This is a genomic window from Brevundimonas fontaquae (genome assembly GCF_017086445.1).
Classification (GTDB): domain Bacteria; phylum Pseudomonadota; class Alphaproteobacteria; order Caulobacterales; family Caulobacteraceae; genus Brevundimonas; species Brevundimonas fontaquae.
Genome location: NZ_CP070968.1, coordinates 1,224,467 through 1,242,528, shown reverse-complemented (window position 1 = coordinate 1,242,528; position 18,062 = coordinate 1,224,467). Strand labels below are relative to the sequence as shown.

Sequence of the window (18,062 nt, the reverse complement as noted above, 5' to 3'; positions counted from 1 at the left end):
ACGATGTCTCGCGGTTTTCGGACATGGATCGGATCATTCTCTCAGGAAGAACAATGCCTCCACCGTCGTGTCCAAGGCCCGGGCGAGTTCAAGGGCCAGAACGGTCGAGGGCACGAAGACGCCGTTCTCGACCGTATTGATGGTCTTGCGCGAGACGCTGGCCTTGTCGGCCAGCCCCTGCTGCGTCAGGCCTGCGGCGGTGCGCGCCTCCTTCAGCCGCGAGCCGAGCCTGGGATCACCCATCGCGACCGGCCTCGCGGTCCAGCCAAGCGAACCGCAGGCCCGCCGACGCCCCACCCAGCGCCAGGACATAGGGCAGGGCCAGCACGCCATAGTCCGCGCGCCACAGACCCAGACCCAGCGCCAGGGTGACCCCGCCCATCAGCACGACAAAGGCCAGGATCATTGATCGCGCCCGCAGAACCTGCGTCAGCTCGTCTTCCATTAGACGGCGGTTCTTCTGCGCGTTCCAGTCCCAGCCCATGACGAGCACAGGGATCAGCCAGCCGTACAGAACCGGCAACAGGATCTGCACATAGGCGCCGAGGTTGTGGTCGCCGCCCAAGACCCGCTGCATGGCCAGATGCGCCTGAGCCATGAACAGCAGCAGCACCAACGGGTAAAGAACCAGCTGTTGCGTACGCCCCCGCTGCAGCTTTTCGCGGCGGGCGCCGTCCCGGCTCTCCGCCACATCGATCGGCTGACCGGGGCGGCCGCACCAGGCCATCATGGCCCCGATGAGCATCAGCCCGAAGCCGAAGCCCGCCGCCACGCCCGCGGTCGTCGCCTGATCGCCCTCTGTTCCCTGCATGAGCGCGAAACCCGCTCCGCCGGCCAAGGCGGCGGCGCCGATGACGAGCATGGCGACGCCGCCCCACCAGTATCGACGCCGGCTCGACTGCACCCGCATAACAGCGGCGTTTTCGTCCTTGTTCACGACTTCCTCCTGAAGTAACCTTGAGGTGACATATCACCTATAGGTTACACGCCGTCAAGAGGGGGCGTCGCCTTTATCGACCGACGACCAGTCGCGCTGCCGCCCGGATGACCCGCACCACCTCTGCGGCGAAGGCCCAGACGACCACGACCATCAGGATCGTCGCCACCCCGCCCACGTCCTCGCCGGAGCGGCCGATCAGAACCCGAATCCGATCCACGAAATCGGTGACGCTGCCGACCCAGATCAGCGGCGACAGGGCCGACCAGAACCAGACCCACAACAGGCCCCAGGCGGCGGCGATCCCGAACGCCAGGTCGCCCAGCGCCGTCAGCCGCACATTGCCGCCCGACGCCGCCCGCATCAGGTCGAAGCCGATGCGGCAGGCCGCGAACAGGGCGACCGGCCAATAGGCGACGCTGATCATGTCCGTCAGGATTCGGCCGTAGTTGACGCCGTCGATCACGCCGAACAGCTCGTCGGGCGAGACCGGCCGCGTCTGAAGCAGGCCCGTCCACCACAGCAGCACCACGGTCCAGCCGATGGCGCTGGCCACCGCGCGCGCCACGGGCGACATCTCGGCGCTCTTGCGCACGGCTTGCCCTGACTTTGAGGCCCCTTCGGCGCCCCTGGTGAACCATTCGCCCTTGGCGATCCGCTGGGTCGTCCACCGTTCGGCGTCGAAATCGCCCCCCAGCTCGAACACACCCAGATCCTTGACCCGCCATTTGGCGATGAAGTCGGGGCGGCACGACTGCCGCTCCAGCACGAAGCCGACGGCGGTCAGAAGTCCGACGACCGTGATCGCGCCGCTGATCAGGCTGGAGATCCCCTGCCCGATCGCCTGGCCCACATAGACGTCGCCGACCAGGACCCGCACCGCCAGACCGATCAGGGTGACGGCCGCCATGACCGTCAGCCCGACCTTCAGCCCGAACATCCACCACGGATAAAGCTCAGGCCCGATCAGGGCATGCGGTCCAGGGCGATAGCGCGCCGCCACGCTCAGCGGATGGCCGACCTCGCGCAGCAGGGCCTCGACCTCGTCGTCGGTGGGCGCCCGTCCCAGTCGAGCCTCCAGCGCCTCCAGACGCCCCATGATCTCGTCGCGCAGCTCGGCGACGATGTCGTCGCGGTTGTCCTTCGGCAGCTGGGCCGCCACGGCCTTCAGATAACGTTCGACCAGGTCCATGCCGGTCTCTCCCTCTTTCCCGGTGTTCACAGCATCTTCTCCAGCGAGGCCGACAGGCCGCGCCATTCCACAGCGAGCCGTTCCAGCATCGCCTCCCCGCGCGGCGACAGGCGGTAGAACCGTTTCTTGCGCCGCTCCTCCTCGCGCCATTCGCTGTCCAGCAGCCCTTGGCTCTCCAGCCGGCGCAGCAGCGGATAGAGGGTGCTCTCCTCCATCTCGACCCCGACCTCGCCCAGGGCGACCCGCAGCGAATAGCCGTATTGCTCGCGCCTGAGGCTCGCCAGCACGGCCAGGATCAACGACCCCCGCCGCAGCTCCAGCCGCAGGCTCTCGAACAGCAACGCCTCATCGTTCTCGCTCACTCGCCGTCTCCGTGCGTCACATAGTGTGTGATACACAGTGTATGGGGCATACTGTGTGAGGATGTCAAGATGACGGTCAACGCTCAAAGAAAAAGGGCGCGAAGGTTGCCCTCCGCGCCCAAGGCGATGATCGGTCTGAGTGGTTTAGAAGCTCTTGAAGTTTGCGCTGATGAAGAAGCGCCGCCCGAACAAGTCGAAGTTGTCCGCGCTGGTGTTGCCGAGCCAACGTGCAGGTTCTGCATCGAAGGCGTTAACCACTCCCGCTCTGAGCGTCACGTCGTCTCGCACGTTCCAGCGCACAGAGAAGTCGTGCTGACTGAAATCACCAGTTTCAATGTACTTGATCGTCTCATAACGATCAGGGTTGGCGAGGATGTTATCCATATCCTCGATCTCCTGGCTGGCCTGCCAGTCCCAATCCCAGCTGAACGACAAGGTATCTGTCGGCGACCAGGTCAAGGTGGACAGCAGACGCACGCGGGGCGAACCGACCGTGTCCTGATAATCGGTGCCATCCGACGGATCGTCAATGTTCAGGTAGTCCACCTGCTCGATCAGCCAGTTGCCACGAATGGCGTGACGGAAGGAGCCCCAGCCGCGACCACCGAACCGAGGCAAATCCGAACCCCAGGTGGCTGAGAAATCGACACCCTTAGCGGCAAGCGCCGCATAGTTCAGCGAGCCTTCGATGAAGTTGGTTACGAGGAAGGTGGACGGATCGCGAGTTTGGGTTTGGCAAGCTCCGGTGTTGATCTGGTCACCGCTAACACACTGGTTCGCCGCCGACTGAGCCGACACCGAGGCGATCGCGTTATTTATCTCGATATCGTAATAGTCCATCACGATAGCGAGACGGGGCAGCAGATACTTGGGCGTCCAGGCGAAGCCGTAGGTGAAGCTCTCGGACGTCTCTGGCTGCAGGAAGGGGTTGCCACCCGACGACCCTGACACCGAACCGCTACCGTAGTTGGGCAGGTAGGCGTTCGAAGCGGCCAGATCAGCGAAGTTGAGATTCAGGCCGGCTGCAGTCGCTAGCGCTCCGCAGTTGGCGATCCGGTTATTAGCAATCGTTCGGTCCGCCAAGTTGTTAATGACTGTCGCGCTGCAGGGATCGCTAAAGCCGTTGGCGAAGGTCTGGCTCAGCGGGTCATTGGTTTCGCTGAGGTTCGGCACGCGGATCGCTGTCGAAGTGGTGGCCCGCAGCAGCAGTTCGTCGACCGGACGATATGTCAGGCCCAGGCTGTAGGTCTCTTGTTCGCCGACGTTGGAGTAGTCGGAGTAGCGATACGCACCGCTAACGTCCAGCGAACGGCCCAACCAAGTGTCCCGCATGATTGGCACCTGGAGTTCGGCGAACATCTCATTAGTGTCATAGGACGCTTCCTCGAAGTTCGCACCGCTGTTCAAGAACAGCAGGCGGCCTGCTCGATCGCGATCCCGACCAATACCGCTGGTGATCTCCTTACGATACTCATAGCCAACGACTGCACCTATCGGACCTGCCCCCCAGAAGTCCCAGAGATCAGCGCCGGTGAAAGCAACGAAATCATGCTGCTTGTTCTGGTCTTCCACCTTTATAGAAGCTTGGATGTAGTCCAGCGCCTCTTGCGAGAAACCGCCAGGACCGAAGACGCGAACAGGCGCACAATTGTTGATGACGTCGCCTTGTCGCGAATAGCTTACGCCGCCCAGCGTTGCGTCAGGCACCGCGATACCCTGCTTGCTCAGCAGCTGAACACGGCAAACCACTTCTCCAGGGCGACCGTTGACGATGCCGCCGGTGTCAATGACCGCGTCCGCCGCAGCCTGATAACGGACAATGTCAACGCCTAGCTCGACATTCTCATTGTCCATCTGGCCATACGTATAGCCGGCCTCCCAGCGGATGTTCCGCAGAGGCCCAAAGTCAGGCGCGTCGCCGCGCAGACCCAGGACATAGCGTTGCAGTTCGCGGGTATTCTCCTGGGTCCTCTCCGGTCCGTACAGCTTGTGCTGGGCTCGCTGGTCCAGCACCGTGCCTGTCAAAACTCCGGCTGAGTTGTAGACTTGGCGCCGGTTGTTCAGGATTGCCTGGCGGACGTCGGTGGGCAGATAGGCGTTGTCCAGCCCGATTTCGAAAGCCGATGTGGCCGTTATTGCGCCCACCGTGCCGGGCGCGAACTGTCGGATATTGAAGTCGTGGAAGACCCGTTGGCCGGCGTCGTACGTCTCCTCCTTGACGTACTTTGCCTCTCCGAAGGCTTCGATCGTGTCCGTCAACTTCATGTTGAAGCCGGACTGGAAGCGATAATTCTTTGATTCAGGCAAACGGCTGTTCTGCCCCTGTTCTGTATTGGGGTTCTGACCCAATCCGCCGTTGCTGGTCGTGCGCGAGAAGCCGGTCTGTTGCCGGATCGGGCCGAAAACAACCGGCTGAGATGCGCCGTCGTCCGTATACAGATAGCTGTTGTTCGGATTGTTGGTCGGCGCGACGGAGAAACAGTTCGATGAGAAAGAGGTCGTCGGACAGGTGGCGAATGGAACGTCTGGGTCGCTGACCGGGCTACGCTGGACACCCGTTGCCAGAATGGTGATGCCGCCACGATCGGTGCCGCGGATATAGGTTCGCAGATTGTTGACTAGGATCAGGTCGATAACACCATCGCTGGGCGCCGACGAAGGGTCCGCGTCGTTGCTGATGAAGCCCCAAGCTTCCCTCCGCCAATCTACATCCCGGTCCAACACCTCATCGCTGCGCTGGTACTCGCCCGAAACGTAGACGTTAAGTCGATCGTTAAGCAGGTTCTTGCCCCACAGAGCCGACAAGCGTTCGCTGAGTTGACCATCTTGGTTGACCTCGGCCAATGCGGCATCAACCTCCAGGCCGTCAAAGTCCTTTCGCAGGGTGAAATTGACCACGCCTGAAACGGCATCGGCGCCATATACGGCCGCGGCCCCGCCCGTGATCACCTCAGTATTTTCGATTAGCAGACGCGGGATAGTGTCAACATCGACCGACAAAGAACCGGGCGAAGAACCTACGTGGCGGCGGCCGTCGACTAGCACAAGCGTGCGAACCGAACCCAAGCCGCGCAGGTTCAGAAGCGACAGGCCGCCGTCGTTAAGGTTTGAGCCCGTGGTGTCCTCAGGCACCTGAGAAAACGACAGCGCTGGAATGTCGGCCAAGAAGTCGATGACGTTGGCCTCGCCCGATTGCAGGACTTCGTCCTGCCCGATCTGAATCAAAGGCGTCGGAGCATTTGTGGCGTCGCGACGTATACGCGACCCTGTGACCACAATCTCGCCAACTTCTGTCGTCTGCGACCTAGAGGAATCGTTCTGGGCTATCGCAGCGCCGCCTGTCCCAAGCACGCCGGCAAGCACAGTGCCCGCAAGTAGACCACGTCGCAGTGTCCGGCCAGATTTCAAGTCAATATGCATGCTTTTCGACCCCTCAATGAATTACCTTCACAGGACTGTCATGCAGAAGAATGCAGGACACGCCACAAAAAAATCCTAGATGTGTTTGAAATCCGACATCACCGTAGCAGATGAGCCACATTCACGTCGCATTTGGGTGGGTCCGACGCCAATTTTTGTAAACTTGGCTACGGTCAACATAGCGCGACTCTCATAGACGCGGCACACGGTGCCGCAAGTCAGCGTGCAAACACGTCAGTCCGGCCCAGAACATCTTTCACGTATTCGCCGCCCTCTAGCGCCGACGGATGCGGCTTCATAAGTTCTGTTCATGAACCGTTCTTCGACGCCGAAGCCCGCCGCCGCCAAGCCGGCCAAGCCCGTTCACGTGCCCAATCCGGGAGTGCAGGAGGCGTCGGCCGCCTTCATCCGCGACACCGGGAAAATGCCGATGTTCGCCCCGGTCGCCGGGCCGCGCCTGACGCCGGAGGAGCCGGTCGCCGCGCCCGCCGACTGGGTGCCGCACCGTCCCTCGCACGAGGGCAAGAAGAAGGGCGGCCGCTTCCGGCTGGAGACCAAATATACGCCCGCCGGCGACCAGCCCGCCGCCATCGCCGAACTGGTGGCCCAGGCCCAGGCCGGGGACCGCGACCAGGTCCTGCTGGGCGTCACCGGCTCGGGAAAGACCTTCACGATGGCCAAGGTGATCGAGGAAACCCAGCGCCCCGCCCTGATTCTGGCGCCGAACAAGACGTTGGCGGCCCAGCTCTATTCCGAATTCAAGTCGTTCTTCCCCGATAACGCCGTCGAATACTTCGTCAGCTACTACGATTACTACCAGCCGGAAGCTTATGTTCCGCGTACGGATACGTACATTGAAAAGGACTCAAGCATCAATGAGCAGATTGACCGTATGCGGCACTCTGCGACGCGGGCTATACTAGAACGCGAAGACGTCATTGTTGTGGCGTCGGTGTCCTGCATCTACGGGATCGGGTCGGTCGAGACCTATACGGCGATGACGTTCACGCTGAAGGTGGGGGACCAGATCGACGAGGCGAAGCTGCGGGCGGATCTGATCGCGCTGCAGTACAAGCGCAACGACCTAAACTTCGACCGGGGGATGTTCAGGAAGCGGGGCGATGTGATCGAAATCTTCCCCGTCCACCTGGAGGATCGGGCGTGGCGGATCAGCCTGTTCGGGGACGAGCTGGAGGCCATCCAGGAGTTCGATCCGCTGACGGGCAAGAAGACGGCCGATCTGAACGAGATCACCGTCTATGCGGCCAGCCACTATGTGACGCCGCGCCCGACGCTGAACCAGGCCGCCGCCGGCATCAAGGCGGAGCTGAAGGAGACGCTGGACTGGATGGTTGAGAACGGCAAGCTGCTGGAGGCCCAGCGGCTGGAGCAACGCACCCGCTTCGACCTGGAGATGATGGAGGCCACCGGCAGCTGCGCCGGCATCGAGAACTACAGCCGCTGGCTGACGGGCCGCGCGCCGGGCGAGCCGCCGCCGACCTTCTTCGAATACATCCCCGACAACGCCCTGCTGTTCGTGGACGAGAGCCACGTCACCATCGGCCAGATCAACGGCATGTTCCGGGGCGACTACCGCCGCAAGTCGACGCTGGCGGAATACGGCTTCCGCCTGCCCTCCTGCATCGACAACCGCCCGCTGAAGTTCGAGGAATGGGAGGCCATGCGCCCCCAGACGGTGCACGTCAGCGCCACCCCCGGCCCGTGGGAGATGGAACAGGCGGGCGGCGTCTTCGTCGAGCAGGTGATCCGCCCCACCGGCCTGATCGACCCGCCGGTCGAGATCCGCCCCGTCTCGGGCAAGACCCGCAACCAGGTCGACGACGTCATCGACGAGGTCAAGGCGACGACGGCCAAGGGCTATCGCAGCCTGGTCACCACCCTGACCAAGAAGATGGCCGAGGACCTGACCGAATATATGCACGAGCAGGGCATCCGCGTTCGCTACATGCACTCCGACGTCGATACGCTGGAGCGGATCGAGATCCTGCGCGACCTGCGGCTGGGCACGTTCGACTGTTTGATCGGCATCAACCTGCTGCGCGAGGGTCTGGACATCCCCGAGTGCGGCCTGGTCGCCATCCTGGATGCGGACAAGGAAGGCTTCCTGCGCTCGGAGACCTCATTGATCCAGACCATCGGCCGCGCCGCGCGCAATGTGGACGGCCGCGTCATCCTGTACGCCGACCGCATGACCGGCAGCATGGAGCGCGCCATCGCCGAGACGGACCGCCGCCGCGAACGCCAGGTCGCCTACAACACAGAACACGGCATCACGCCCGAAACGGTCAAGCGCGACATCAAGGAGATCATGGACAGCCCCTATGAGTCGCGCGAGATGGATCGCCTGACCAGGCCGGGCGTGGCCGAAGCCTCCAAACCCTTCGTCGGCTCCAACTTCCAGGCCGCCCTGCGCGATCTGGAAGGCCGCATGCGCGAGGCCGCCTCCAACCTGGAGTTCGAGGAAGCCGGCCGCCTGCGCGACGAGATCAAGCGCATGAAGCTGATGGACCTGGAGTTCGCCAACGAAGCCCTGACCGGCGCCGGCGAAGCCGTCGACAAGTCCGCGCCGAAACGCTGGCGCGCCGAGGCGGCGGCGGAGGCGCAGGAGCGGTTTAGGAAGGGGCGGTAATTTTTGCCAAACTAAGCAAAATACTTATTATAGAGCGCCTCTCCAAGCTTATTGTATTGACTGGATTTGTAGTCCGCAAAGACAAACTCGTTCAGGCCTTTAAGGGATTTATTATAGGACGCAACATCCGCCACCTTACCATTACGAACAATTCGTCTAAAAAGACTCAAACACCCGTTGATCGTTGTTGTCGTAAGGAAATAGCCTGGAGTTTTACGGTCAGTAGTCCAACGCTCAGGCGAGACTTGGGATTTCACCGAAGACATAAATTTCGCCACCTCCATTGAGCAATAGGAAACATAATCTTCTAGAAGAGCGTCATTGCTTCCTTCTTTTAAGTCCTGCTTAGATGGAGACGTCCACGCGTTGAAAAGAGAGTCTGGACCTCCAATACGAACAAGATGAGCTAGCGCATAGCTAACAATAGAAGTCGTTTTCATTTTATCTTGGTCGTAAAAATACTTCTCAAACTGATTTCCTAAAGCACCGCCTCCTTCATTAAGACGATTAATAACTCTTTTTGCTATAGCAACTGCCGAATAAGGCCGTAACAGTATTTCGATTGCTTGCGTAAGGTCAGACTTAACAGCCGTCTGAGTAGAGTTTATTTCCAAGAACAAGTTTGCTTGGAAGCGCATCTTTTCTTCTTCCGACATGCCATTTGGGAATATGATTCCCGTGACAAGTAGGTTTTGTCGCTTTCTGAGGACAGCAATCTCGGCCTCCCCCGACCCTCCTTCGTGGTACGAGAATAACCTATGTTGCCCATCAATAATGCCTATAGTCCCTATTTCGTTGGGTATCTGAATTCTGGCACGTTTAGTCTTTGTAATCTTGGCTGTATCTGTCGTTGCGCCGTTTTCATCAACAATTTTCGTTGATTCAGGAAGGGTAGCGATCACGTTATTTATGAACACCCGTTTTTTTGACCGCAAGTAACGCCGAACTTTCTCAATCTTGGCACTCGAAATCATGCGTTGATACAAGCTCGCCCCTACCCGCCATCCATCTCGCCTGAGGACGTAAGCTCGCTTTAAAAGCGCATCAGGATCGATGTAGAATGAGACGACTTTAAAACCAGCGCCATAGTTGGAGTGCGACTCTGGCAGCACAGAGCCATCATAAACCGATGCTGCTGCTGACGCTGGATCAAGCACTGCCGAGCCGAACTCTGTAACGGGGAGTTCTAGAAATTCCAATATTTCATATCGAGCCGTATGTTTTACTGCTCGAGAAACGCTCTCTAGATATCTCACCACATTGTAGTCGAGGTATTTTACGCTTGGGACTTCGGCTTTTGTCTCATTTGCAACTGGATGACGTGATGCATAAAGGATAAATACTCGACATTGGTCGAGATCATATATACCTGACACGGCCTCCACGAAGGCAGGGAACTTTTCCTTAAGATATACGAGAAACTCTGTCGGCTTCTCTACCATCTTTCGAAACGGCACGGACTTCTTTTTAAGATGTGTCGATACATCGTTCGAAACTGTATATTCTACAAAAACGATCACGTTTTCTAGGTAAAATACATCATCTATGTCGCAGGTGCTCCCATCAAAGGTGAACTCCTTGTCCATCATGCTACCGATTCTTTTGAAACCGGATAAACGGAAGAGCGCACGAACCCTGCTGAAGTGATCACGCTTCAGGATATCTTGAGCGGAAGGCGGAGCTTTCACCTTTTTTATTTTTATGGTCTTTTTCATTCTCCCCTCCCCAGGCGAGTTCAGCCGGCTTCCCGCCATTCTTCCGGAACCAATGCGACTTTCTGCGATGTACTCGGAGCACTCACAGGACGACCAAGCGGTCGAACTGGCAAGGTCCCGGCGGCAAGTTGCTTCAGGCGTGCGCGAGCGAGCTTTACAAAAACTGGATCGCGATCAATGCCGACGGCTCGCCTGCTTTGTTTCACCGCGGCCAATACGGCTGCACCCGTCCCCACGAATGGGTCTAGGATCAAATCACCTGGTTCGCTGAGCGCTAAGACGCAACGCTCCGCAAGCTCAATAGGAAATTGGCAGGGGTGGTCGGTCTTCTCGGGGTGATTGGCTTTAACGTTCGGGATTTCCCACACAGGATTTTCAAGAAAGTCCTTTTCCGCAGAAAATTCCCAATAATCCGAAGGATTCTTGCCCCGTGGGTTCCCGCTCGGCAGGCCCGCTTTAGCCCCCTTACTTTTGGAATGCCGCTTTCCCGGATACAACTGAGGAATGCGAACTGGATCGAGATTGAACTTATAATCATCCGATTTTGTGAACCATAGAACGGTTTCATATCGCCCAGAAAATCGTCGATCAGAGTTCAAACCAAAATTAAATCGCCAGATGATCCGATTTCTAAGCTTGAACCCGTTCTTCTTGAACAAGTCATAAAACATTATGTCGAGCGGGTAAATTTCTCCCTCTTTGACATAACTTCCGACCTGCCAGCAAACACTTCCAGATGGCTTAATTTTTCCGCAAACGGCATCAACTACAGACGCTTGCCAAACCTTATACTCTTCAAGGCTTCGAGGCTGGTCTCGTTCGTATATTTTTCCGATATTGTATGGCGGAGATGAAACGACAAGATCCACCGACTCGGCCTCTACGGACTTGAGCGCCTTCACCACGTCGCCTTGGAGGATTTTCCCTTCCCCCAAGATAGATTTGGTCGGCTCTGAAAGCATGATCGGTCCGATTCGGATGAAGTTGCCCCCACTCTGCACAACCCTGAGGGAATTTCCTAGCGAAACGAGGGGCAGGGCATTCCCTGGCTTTTGACGCGGCGATGGGTTGTCGGCCTGGCAACTTTTCACAGCTCATCCAGCGTCTTGTCCCACTCCTCCATCGTGATGGTCCCGCGCGGCTCGCCGACGTAGAGGTCGATCCCCTGGGAGATGCGGCGGTCCTGTTCGCGTTCGATGACGGGGTCGAGGCCGGCGGCGCGGAGCTGGTCCTCTAACGCGGCGATGCGGCGGTCCAGCTGGACGCGGCGGGCCAGTTGGGCCTCGCTCCATTCATCGTTGGCGCGGGTCAGCTTCTGCTTCGCCTGCCAGTACTGGCCGCGCAGTTCCCAGTCGCTCTTGTCGCTGGTGTTCATGGCGAAGCGGTTCTCGGCCTCGGCCTCATTGGTCAGGATGTCGAAGACCAGTTGCAGGGGCGCGTTTTTCACCGTCAGGCGGGCGGCGCGGCCGGGGCCGTCGCGGTCGGCCAGTTTGCGATAGGTCTCGGCCAGGGCCGCCAGGGCGCGGGCCTGGGCGAAGTCCTGGGCGTGCAGGGCGCGACCCGAAGCCTGGGCGGCGGCGCGGGCCAGGGCTGCCGGGTCGTTCGGGTCGTCGGGCGACAGGTCGGCCGCGTCCTGAGACGACAGGGGCTGGGGCGCAGGCGTTGCGGCCTCGCTGCGCGGATGGCGGGACCAGCCCTCCTTCGTCGCGCGGGCGCGAATGGAGGCCTCGGTCACGTCGTGGCGGGCGGCGACGGTCTTGGCGTCGAGGCCGGACAGATAGTCCTTTCGGACCTGGGTCCAGACCTCGGGCGGTTTGATCTTGTAGCGGCGTTTTTCCATGCGGACATTATGGGGCGGTCTCTACCCCAGGCCGGAAGAAGGCCGATTTTCGAGGCTAGAGATTTGATTTTCCACATCGCGAGATGTCAGGGGTCACCCGCCCGCTGTGCATGAGGCGCGGGTGCGACCGATGATGACGCAGGGGCGTGCGACACCCCTGTCCCATGAGCCAGGGCATACATCGCAAGATTCGGCCGGACGCCGTCTGGGCCGAGGTCAGGAAGGCGTGGGAGGACGGCGAGACCGCGCGGTCGGTCGCCGCACGCTATGACGTCGGGGTGCCCGCCCTGTGGAAGCGGCGCGAGGCGGAAGGCTGGAAACGGCCCGAGCCGACGCTGGCGCCGATCGAGCCGGCCGAGGGCTGGGACCGGCATATCCAGGCGCGGCGCGACGCCTTCAACGCCCAGCTGGAGGACGCGCGGGCGCTGGCGGAATGTCTGGCGGCGGCGATGACGGACGAGCGGCTGAGCCGGGCGCCGCACTGGCATATTCCGTGGCTGTATCACTGGCGGGCGACGCATCTGGGGCCCGAGGCGACGGCGCGGGACCGGGCGCGGGCGATCGAGACGGGCCAGCCGTGGGCCGAGCGGTTCTGGGACGAGGACGGGGCGCTGAAGCCGCTGGCGTGGCTGGATCTGGAGATGGCGCGGCTGCATCCCGAGGACTGGCGCGCGGCCATCGGCCTGCCCGACGGCCTGCCCGAGGCGGCGACGCGATACGCGCCCTGAGGGGCCCCGCAGTTGACTTATCGGCGATAAGCGCCCATTTGCGCGGCGTCGCACACTCGCGATCTCCGGCGTCTCCAGCGCGTGTGGGTCCCCCTCGGACCTGTCTGTAGAAGCCGCCGGCCCCTCATATCCATTCGCTGCCCGGACACGCGGGGCGGCGCCCGATCCACCCCGCAGGCCTCCTCCCCGAGGCCCCGTCGGGACTGGCGGTGCGCGGCCCGACGGCGTCATGCCATGGCTGATAGCGCCCTGCCGCTACGCGAAAGATAGACTGCTGTGAGCACCACATTCGAATCCATGGGCCTGAACAAGGCCCTGCTGCAGGCCCTGGCCTCGACCGGCTACACCAAGCCGACCCCGATCCAGGAAAAGGCCATTCCCGACGTCATGGCCGGCAAGGACCTGCTGGGCATCGCCCAGACCGGCACGGGCAAGACGGCCGCCTTCGCCCTGCCGATCCTGCATCGTTTGGCCGAAAACCGCATCGCCCCCAAGCCGCGCACGACGCGCGTGCTGGTCCTGAGCCCCACGCGTGAACTGGCGACCCAGATCGGCGACAGCTTCAAGGCCTATGGCGCGCACCTGGGCTTCCGGGTCGCGGTGATCTTCGGCGGCGTGAAATACGGCGGTCAGGAGCGGGCCCTGCAACAGGGTCTGGACATCCTGATCGCCGCGCCCGGCCGCCTGCTGGACCACATCCAGCAGAAGAACCTGGACCTGTCCTCGACCGAGATCTTCGTCCTGGACGAGGCCGACCAGATGCTGGACCTGGGCTTCATCAAGCCGATCCGCCAGATCGTCTCCAAGATCCCGGCCAAGCGCCAGAACCTATTCTTCTCGGCGACCATGCCGTCCGAGATCGGCAAGCTGGCGGGCGAACTGCTGAAGGACCCGGTCAAGGTCCAGGTCACGCCACAGTCGACCACGGTGCAGCGTATCAGCCAGTCGGTCGTCTATATCGAACAGGGCCGCAAACGCGCCCTGCTGACCGAGATGTTCTCGGATCCCGAGTACACGCGCTGCCTGGTCTTCACCAAGACCAAACACGGCGCCGACAAGGTCGCGGCCTATCTGGAAGCCGGCGGCGTCGAGGCCGGGGCCATCCACGGCAACAAGAGCCAGCCCCAGCGTGAACGCACCCTGGCCGCCTTCAAGGCCGGCAAGCTGCGCGTCCTGGTCGCCACCGACATCGCCGCGCGCGGCATCGACGTGGACGGCGTCTCGCACGTCGTGAACTTCGAACTGCCGCACGTGCCGGAAAGCTACGTCCACCGCATCGGCCGCACCGCGCGGGCGGGCAAGGACGGCACCGCCGTCAGCTTCGTCGCCGGCGACGAGATGAAGCTGCTGCGCGACATCGAGAAGGTCACGCGCCAGAAGATCCCGGCCATCGACCGTCGTAACGACAAGGCCCTGGGCCAGCTGGACGCCACCATCATGGCCACCGGCGTCGGCAAGAAGGCGACGATGCCGGAACGCGAGGGCGGCGAGCGCAACGAGGGCGGCCAGGGACGGGGCGGTCGCGGCCGTCGCGCGCCGCACCGCGAGGGCGTGCGTCCGGAAGGCGGCGGCCAGCCGCACCGCCAGCGTCGCAACCGCCCGGGCGAAACCCCGGCGGCCCCGCGTCCCGAGCGCGCCTACAACCCCCTGGCCGGCGAGCGTGTGCCCTCGATCAACGACAACGTCAAACCGGCCGAGGGCGAAATGAAGCGCCGCCCCCGTCGCCGCCCGTCGAACGGCGGCAAGGGCTACGGCGGCGCCGCCAAGGGCTGATCTAGATCCTCCCCCGTGAAGCGCAGCGAAACGGGGGAGGGTAACCGCGAAGCGGTGGAGGGGGCGACCGTCGCACGGCGTGACATGTCGGACGTCGCGCCCGTTTCCGCCCCTCCACCCCGCTTCGCGCGGTCCCCCTCCCCCGCTGCGCGGTGGAGGAATAAAAAAACGGCGGCTCCTGCGAAGGAGCCGCCGTTCTCATGTCAGCCGGTGCTGAGCGGAACTCAGAAGTTCCAGGTCGCGCCCAGCGAGAAGCCGACGCCCGAGCCTTGCGCTTCGCCGCGCAGGTTCGAGACGACCAGGCCGTTGCCATAGACGTCGCGCGTGTCGTTGATCGTCGCGGTGTCGATGTCGATGTAGGTCACGGCGCCGTCGAAGGTCATCGAACCGATCGTCTTGGACAGACCGGCGGCGTAGAGCCAGCGGTCGCCATCCGGAATACGGGCGGTGCGGTGATCGTCCGAGGTCGGGGTCGGGTCGTAGCCCAGGCCGGCGCGGAAGGTCATCGACGGATCGATCTTGTAGTCGAAGCCGATCGCGCCGGTGGTGACGTCGTCATAGTCCTGAACGATGGTCGAACGACCGTTGGCGCCATAGGTCACGCGGATGGCGTCGAACTCGCTCCAGCCAATCTGGTTGACCTGGGCGTTCAGCGTCAGGCGATCGTTGACGGCGTAGCGAGCCGAGACGGTGGCGTACCAAGGCGTGTTGAAGCTGGCCTGGCCGTCGGCCGAAACGTTCGCCGCAGCCAATGCGCCAGTCAGGCCGGAGATGTTCACCGAGCCTTCCAGTTCGTGCTCAATCTTGGAGCGATACGACAGACCCAGGTCCAGCTTGCCGAAGTGCATCTGGGCGCCGGCGTTCCATCCGTAATCCCAGCCGTCGCCTTCCAGCTGGTTGCGGCCGTCGGTGGCCGAGGGGATCAGCACCAGCGGAGCAACGCCAGCAACGGTCGGCAGGTTCGGCAGCGCCGAAGACAGGGTCGCCTTGGCGTACTGGGCGTCGAAGCCGGCACCGATGTCCAGCCAGTCAGTGACCGTCATGGCGGCGACCAGGCTGACGTTGGCCGAACGCAGTTCCGACGTCAGGGCGTCGTAGCGGGCGAAGTCAGGCTCTTCGTATTTGGTGGTGAAGTTGTAGGGCGCCTGGACCGCCAGGCCGACATTGAAGCGGTCGCCGATCGGCATGGAAACGGCGAAGTTCGGCACGATGCCGCTTTCGACCACGTCGTGAACGTGCGGGTCGCCAGCCACAACGGTAGAGCCGCTGAGGATCGTGCCGGCCGGGAACGGCGGCGTCGGGGCAGGCAAATTGTAGCTGAGCGTCGAGCCGCGATTGTCGACATCGGAGTCCAGGATCAGGCCGTGGGCGCCGACGTAGACTTCGCGCTGGGTTCCGGCGATGGCGGCGGGGTTCCACCACAGCGACTGGACGCCCTTGTCGGCGCCGACGCCGGCGTTGGCGCGACCCTGGCCGCGGGTCGATTGTTCCTGGACATAGAAGGAGCCGGCCATGGCCGGGGCGGCGACGCCGGCCAGCAGGGCGGTCGTCAGGGCGATCCCGCCCACGCGGGCGAAGTTCCTGGAGGTCATTTCATACACCTAAGTAAGCGTCGGCCGCATTACGCGCGGTCGATCAGGGGAGGAACCCTCTCAGCGTTCGCGGCGCGAAAGCGTTGCGGGCAAGGCCCCCATCGGACCGGAAACAGGCGAAACCGTGGCGCCTGAGCCGCACACGATCACGGCTTTGCGAGGTTACGCAGCGGCAACATCGATGCCCAGACCACGCAGTTCGGCGATCAAATCATGCGCCGCCGCATCGACCTGCTTGGCGTTACGGCCACGAATGACCAGCTGGGTTCCCATCTCGCCGGTGCCGCCATGGCCGAAGGGGTAGCTGCCGAAGGACAGGTCGCGGCGCTGATTGGCCGCCGCCCGCAGCACATCGGCCACCGCCCCCTCGCCGACGCCGGTGACCTTGAGGGTCTGAGCATGAACGATCGCGCCGGTACGAAGACGCGGGGCCACATCCTCCAGCATGGCCTGCATGATCTTGGGCACGCCGGCCATGACGAAGACATTGCCGATCTGGAAGCCGGGCGCATCGGTGACCGGATTGGCGATCAGAACGCCGCCTTCGGGGATGCGCGCCATGCGACGGCGCGCGGCGTTGAAATCGTCGCCATAGCGGCGCGACAGGATGGCCAGCGCCTCGGGATGTTCGGGCAGGTCCACGCCGAAGGCGGCCGCCACGGCGTCGGCGGTGATGTCGTCATGCGTCGGACCGATGCCGCCGGTGGTGAAGACATAGTCCCAGCGAGACCTGAGGGCGTCCAACGCCTCGACGATCCGGCCGTGATCGTCGCTGACGACCCGCGCCTCCATCAGATCGATACCCAACGCCGCCAGAAACCGGGCGATGGTGTTGGTGTTGGTGTCCTGGGTCCGGCCCGACAGGATTTCGTCGCCGATGACCAGGACGGCGGCGGTCGGGCCAGAGCGGTCGGTGTCAGCGTCGGTCATGCGGGAATCCGGGGGCAGGCTTGAGGTTTCATGCTATAACGCCCATCTGCGGCGAACGGATTGCGCCGTATCCCGCCTTTTGCAGACCGATCGCCCCATGTACGAAACGCCCGAACTCGAAACCGACGTCCTGGTCCGCTCCAGCGCCATCCGCATCCATGAGGCGGAAGACTTCGAGGGCATGCGCAAGGCCGGCCGTCTGGTCGCCGAGGCGCTGGACATGATCGCGGCGCATGTGAAGCCGGGCGTCCTGACCAGCACGATCGACGATCTGGTGCGGGAGTTCACCCTGGACAACGGCGGCCTGCCCGCCTGCCTGGGCTACAAGGGCTACGAGAAGACCGTCTGCACCTCGATCAACCACGTCGTTTGCCACGGCATTCCCGGCGACCGGGTGCTGAAGGACGGCGACATCGTCAACATCGACCACACCGTGATCGTGGACGGCTGGCACGGCGATTCCAGCCGCATGTATGCGGTGGGCGAGATCAATGCGCGGGCCAAGAAGCTGATCGATGTGACCTATCAGTCGCTGGATCTGGGCCTGGAGCAGGTCAAGCCGGGCAACACGTTCGGCGACATCGGCTATGCGATCCAGAAGTTCGTCGAGGCCCAGCGCATGAGCGTGGTGCGCGACTTCTGCGGCCACGGCATCGGCCGCGTCTTCCACGATAGCCCAAACGTCCTGCACTACGGCCGTCGCGGCGAGGGCGCGGTGCTGAAACCCGGCATGTTCTTCACCGTCGAGCCGATGGTGAACCTGGGCAAGCCGCACGTGAAGGTGCTGTCCGACGGGTGGACCGCCGTGACGCGCGACAAGTCCCTGTCCGCCCAGTGCGAGCACACCATCGGGGTGACCGAAGACGGGCTGGAAATCTTCACGGCGTCGCCTGCGGGTCTGTTCCGACCGAACTGACGAGCGG

Annotated in this window: 14 protein-coding genes; 4 read left to right on the top strand and 10 right to left on the bottom strand. The window is 62.3% G+C overall.

What is annotated here, in order from left to right; all coding sequences use genetic code 11:
- Window positions 1-33: 33 nt before the first annotated feature.
- The 5 genes from JX001_RS06030 to JX001_RS06010 form a co-directional block, all read right to left on the bottom strand.
- On the bottom strand, window positions 34-243 hold the full coding sequence (locus JX001_RS06030; RefSeq protein ID WP_066623588.1) for a helix-turn-helix transcriptional regulator: 210 nt from the start codon (window positions 241-243) through the stop codon (window positions 34-36).
- Complete coding sequence (locus JX001_RS06025) at window positions 236-937, bottom strand: hypothetical protein (protein WP_205682729.1); 702 nt, start codon at window positions 935-937, stop codon at window positions 236-238. Before JX001_RS06025 ends, JX001_RS06030 begins: the two co-directional genes overlap by 8 nt.
- Window positions 938-1,010: 73 nt before the next feature.
- Window positions 1,011-2,159: an HAAS signaling domain-containing protein gene (locus JX001_RS06020; protein ID WP_241004778.1), complete on the bottom strand. Its 1,149-nt coding sequence runs from the start codon at window positions 2,157-2,159 to the stop codon at window positions 1,011-1,013.
- A complete protein-coding gene (locus JX001_RS06015; RefSeq protein WP_091749647.1) occupies window positions 2,156-2,491 on the bottom strand; it encodes a PadR family transcriptional regulator in 336 nt (111 codons plus the stop codon). Before JX001_RS06015 ends, JX001_RS06020 begins: the two co-directional genes overlap by 4 nt.
- 144 nt (window positions 2,492-2,635) lie before the next feature.
- The gene (locus JX001_RS06010) at window positions 2,636-5,911 is read right to left on the bottom strand and encodes a TonB-dependent receptor domain-containing protein (protein ID WP_205682728.1); all 3,276 of its coding nucleotides are present in this window, start codon (window positions 5,909-5,911) and stop codon (window positions 2,636-2,638) included.
- Between the two features lie 424 nt (window positions 5,912-6,335).
- Here JX001_RS06010 and uvrB point away from each other — a divergent pair, with 424 nt between their 5' ends.
- Window positions 6,336-8,561, top strand: a complete 2,226-nt coding sequence (uvrB, locus tag JX001_RS06005; RefSeq protein WP_241004820.1) for an excinuclease ABC subunit UvrB — start codon at window positions 6,336-6,338, stop codon at window positions 8,559-8,561.
- Between the two features lie 11 nt (window positions 8,562-8,572).
- Here uvrB and JX001_RS06000 read toward each other — a convergent pair whose 3' ends face one another.
- From JX001_RS06000 to JX001_RS05990, 3 genes are all read right to left on the bottom strand, one after another.
- On the bottom strand, window positions 8,573-10,276 hold the full coding sequence (locus JX001_RS06000) for a DGQHR domain-containing protein (RefSeq protein ID WP_205682726.1): 1,704 nt from the start codon (window positions 10,274-10,276) through the stop codon (window positions 8,573-8,575).
- A 20-nt stretch (window positions 10,277-10,296) separates the two neighbouring features.
- Entirely contained in the window at window positions 10,297-11,238 is a 942-nt protein-coding gene (locus JX001_RS05995; RefSeq protein WP_205682725.1) for a DNA-methyltransferase, read from the bottom strand.
- A 125-nt stretch (window positions 11,239-11,363) separates the two neighbouring features.
- Window positions 11,364-12,116 (bottom strand): hypothetical protein, encoded by a 753-nt coding sequence (locus tag JX001_RS05990; RefSeq protein WP_205682724.1) that lies wholly within the window; start codon window positions 12,114-12,116, stop codon window positions 11,364-11,366.
- A gap of 164 nt (window positions 12,117-12,280) precedes the next feature.
- Between JX001_RS05990 and JX001_RS05985 the strand changes: the two genes are divergently transcribed.
- Window positions 12,281-12,844: a hypothetical protein gene (locus tag JX001_RS05985; protein WP_205682723.1), complete on the top strand. Its 564-nt coding sequence runs from the start codon at window positions 12,281-12,283 to the stop codon at window positions 12,842-12,844.
- 276 nt (window positions 12,845-13,120) lie between these two features.
- Window positions 13,121-14,617, top strand: a complete 1,497-nt coding sequence (locus JX001_RS05980; protein WP_434082630.1) for a DEAD/DEAH box helicase — start codon at window positions 13,121-13,123, stop codon at window positions 14,615-14,617.
- A gap of 224 nt (window positions 14,618-14,841) precedes the next feature.
- On the opposite strand, the gene JX001_RS05975 is transcribed toward JX001_RS05980, so the two are convergent.
- Both JX001_RS05975 and JX001_RS05970 read right to left on the bottom strand, forming a co-directional pair.
- Complete coding sequence (locus tag JX001_RS05975) at window positions 14,842-16,209, bottom strand: OmpP1/FadL family transporter (RefSeq protein WP_205682722.1); 1,368 nt, start codon at window positions 16,207-16,209, stop codon at window positions 14,842-14,844.
- A gap of 162 nt (window positions 16,210-16,371) precedes the next feature.
- Window positions 16,372-17,139: a competence/damage-inducible protein A gene (locus tag JX001_RS05970; protein WP_205682721.1), complete on the bottom strand. Its 768-nt coding sequence runs from the start codon at window positions 17,137-17,139 to the stop codon at window positions 16,372-16,374.
- A 97-nt stretch (window positions 17,140-17,236) separates the two neighbouring features.
- Here JX001_RS05970 and map point away from each other — a divergent pair, with 97 nt between their 5' ends.
- Window positions 17,237-18,055 carry a type I methionyl aminopeptidase gene (map, locus tag JX001_RS05965; protein WP_017504701.1) on the top strand — a complete coding sequence of 273 codons (819 nt, stop codon included), beginning with the start codon at window positions 17,237-17,239 and terminating at the stop codon, window positions 18,053-18,055.
- The last annotated feature ends 7 nt before the right edge of the window (window positions 18,056-18,062 follow it).

Bases quoted from the DNA above. Each gene is read 5' to 3' on its own strand.
- JX001_RS05970 (WP_205682721.1), bottom strand. From the start codon at position 17,139: ATGACCGACGCTGACACCGACCGCTCTGGCCCGACCGCCGCCGTCCTG.
- JX001_RS05985 (WP_205682723.1), top strand. From the start codon at position 12,281: ATGAGCCAGGGCATACATCGCAAGATTCGGCCGGACGCCGTCTGGGCC.
- map (WP_017504701.1), top strand. From the start codon at position 17,237: ATGTACGAAACGCCCGAACTCGAAACCGACGTCCTGGTCCGCTCCAGC.
- JX001_RS06000 (WP_205682726.1), bottom strand. From the start codon at position 10,276: ATGAAAAAGACCATAAAAATAAAAAAGGTGAAAGCTCCGCCTTCCGCT.
- JX001_RS05975 (WP_205682722.1), bottom strand. From the start codon at position 16,209: ATGACCTCCAGGAACTTCGCCCGCGTGGGCGGGATCGCCCTGACGACC.
- JX001_RS06010 (WP_205682728.1), bottom strand. From the start codon at position 5,911: ATGCATATTGACTTGAAATCTGGCCGGACACTGCGACGTGGTCTACTT.
- JX001_RS06030 (WP_066623588.1), bottom strand. From the start codon at position 243: ATGGGTGATCCCAGGCTCGGCTCGCGGCTGAAGGAGGCGCGCACCGCC.
- uvrB (WP_241004820.1), top strand. From the start codon at position 6,336: ATGCCGATGTTCGCCCCGGTCGCCGGGCCGCGCCTGACGCCGGAGGAG.
- JX001_RS05995 (WP_205682725.1), bottom strand. From the start codon at position 11,238: ATGCTTTCAGAGCCGACCAAATCTATCTTGGGGGAAGGGAAAATCCTC.
- JX001_RS05990 (WP_205682724.1), bottom strand. From the start codon at position 12,116: ATGGAAAAACGCCGCTACAAGATCAAACCGCCCGAGGTCTGGACCCAG.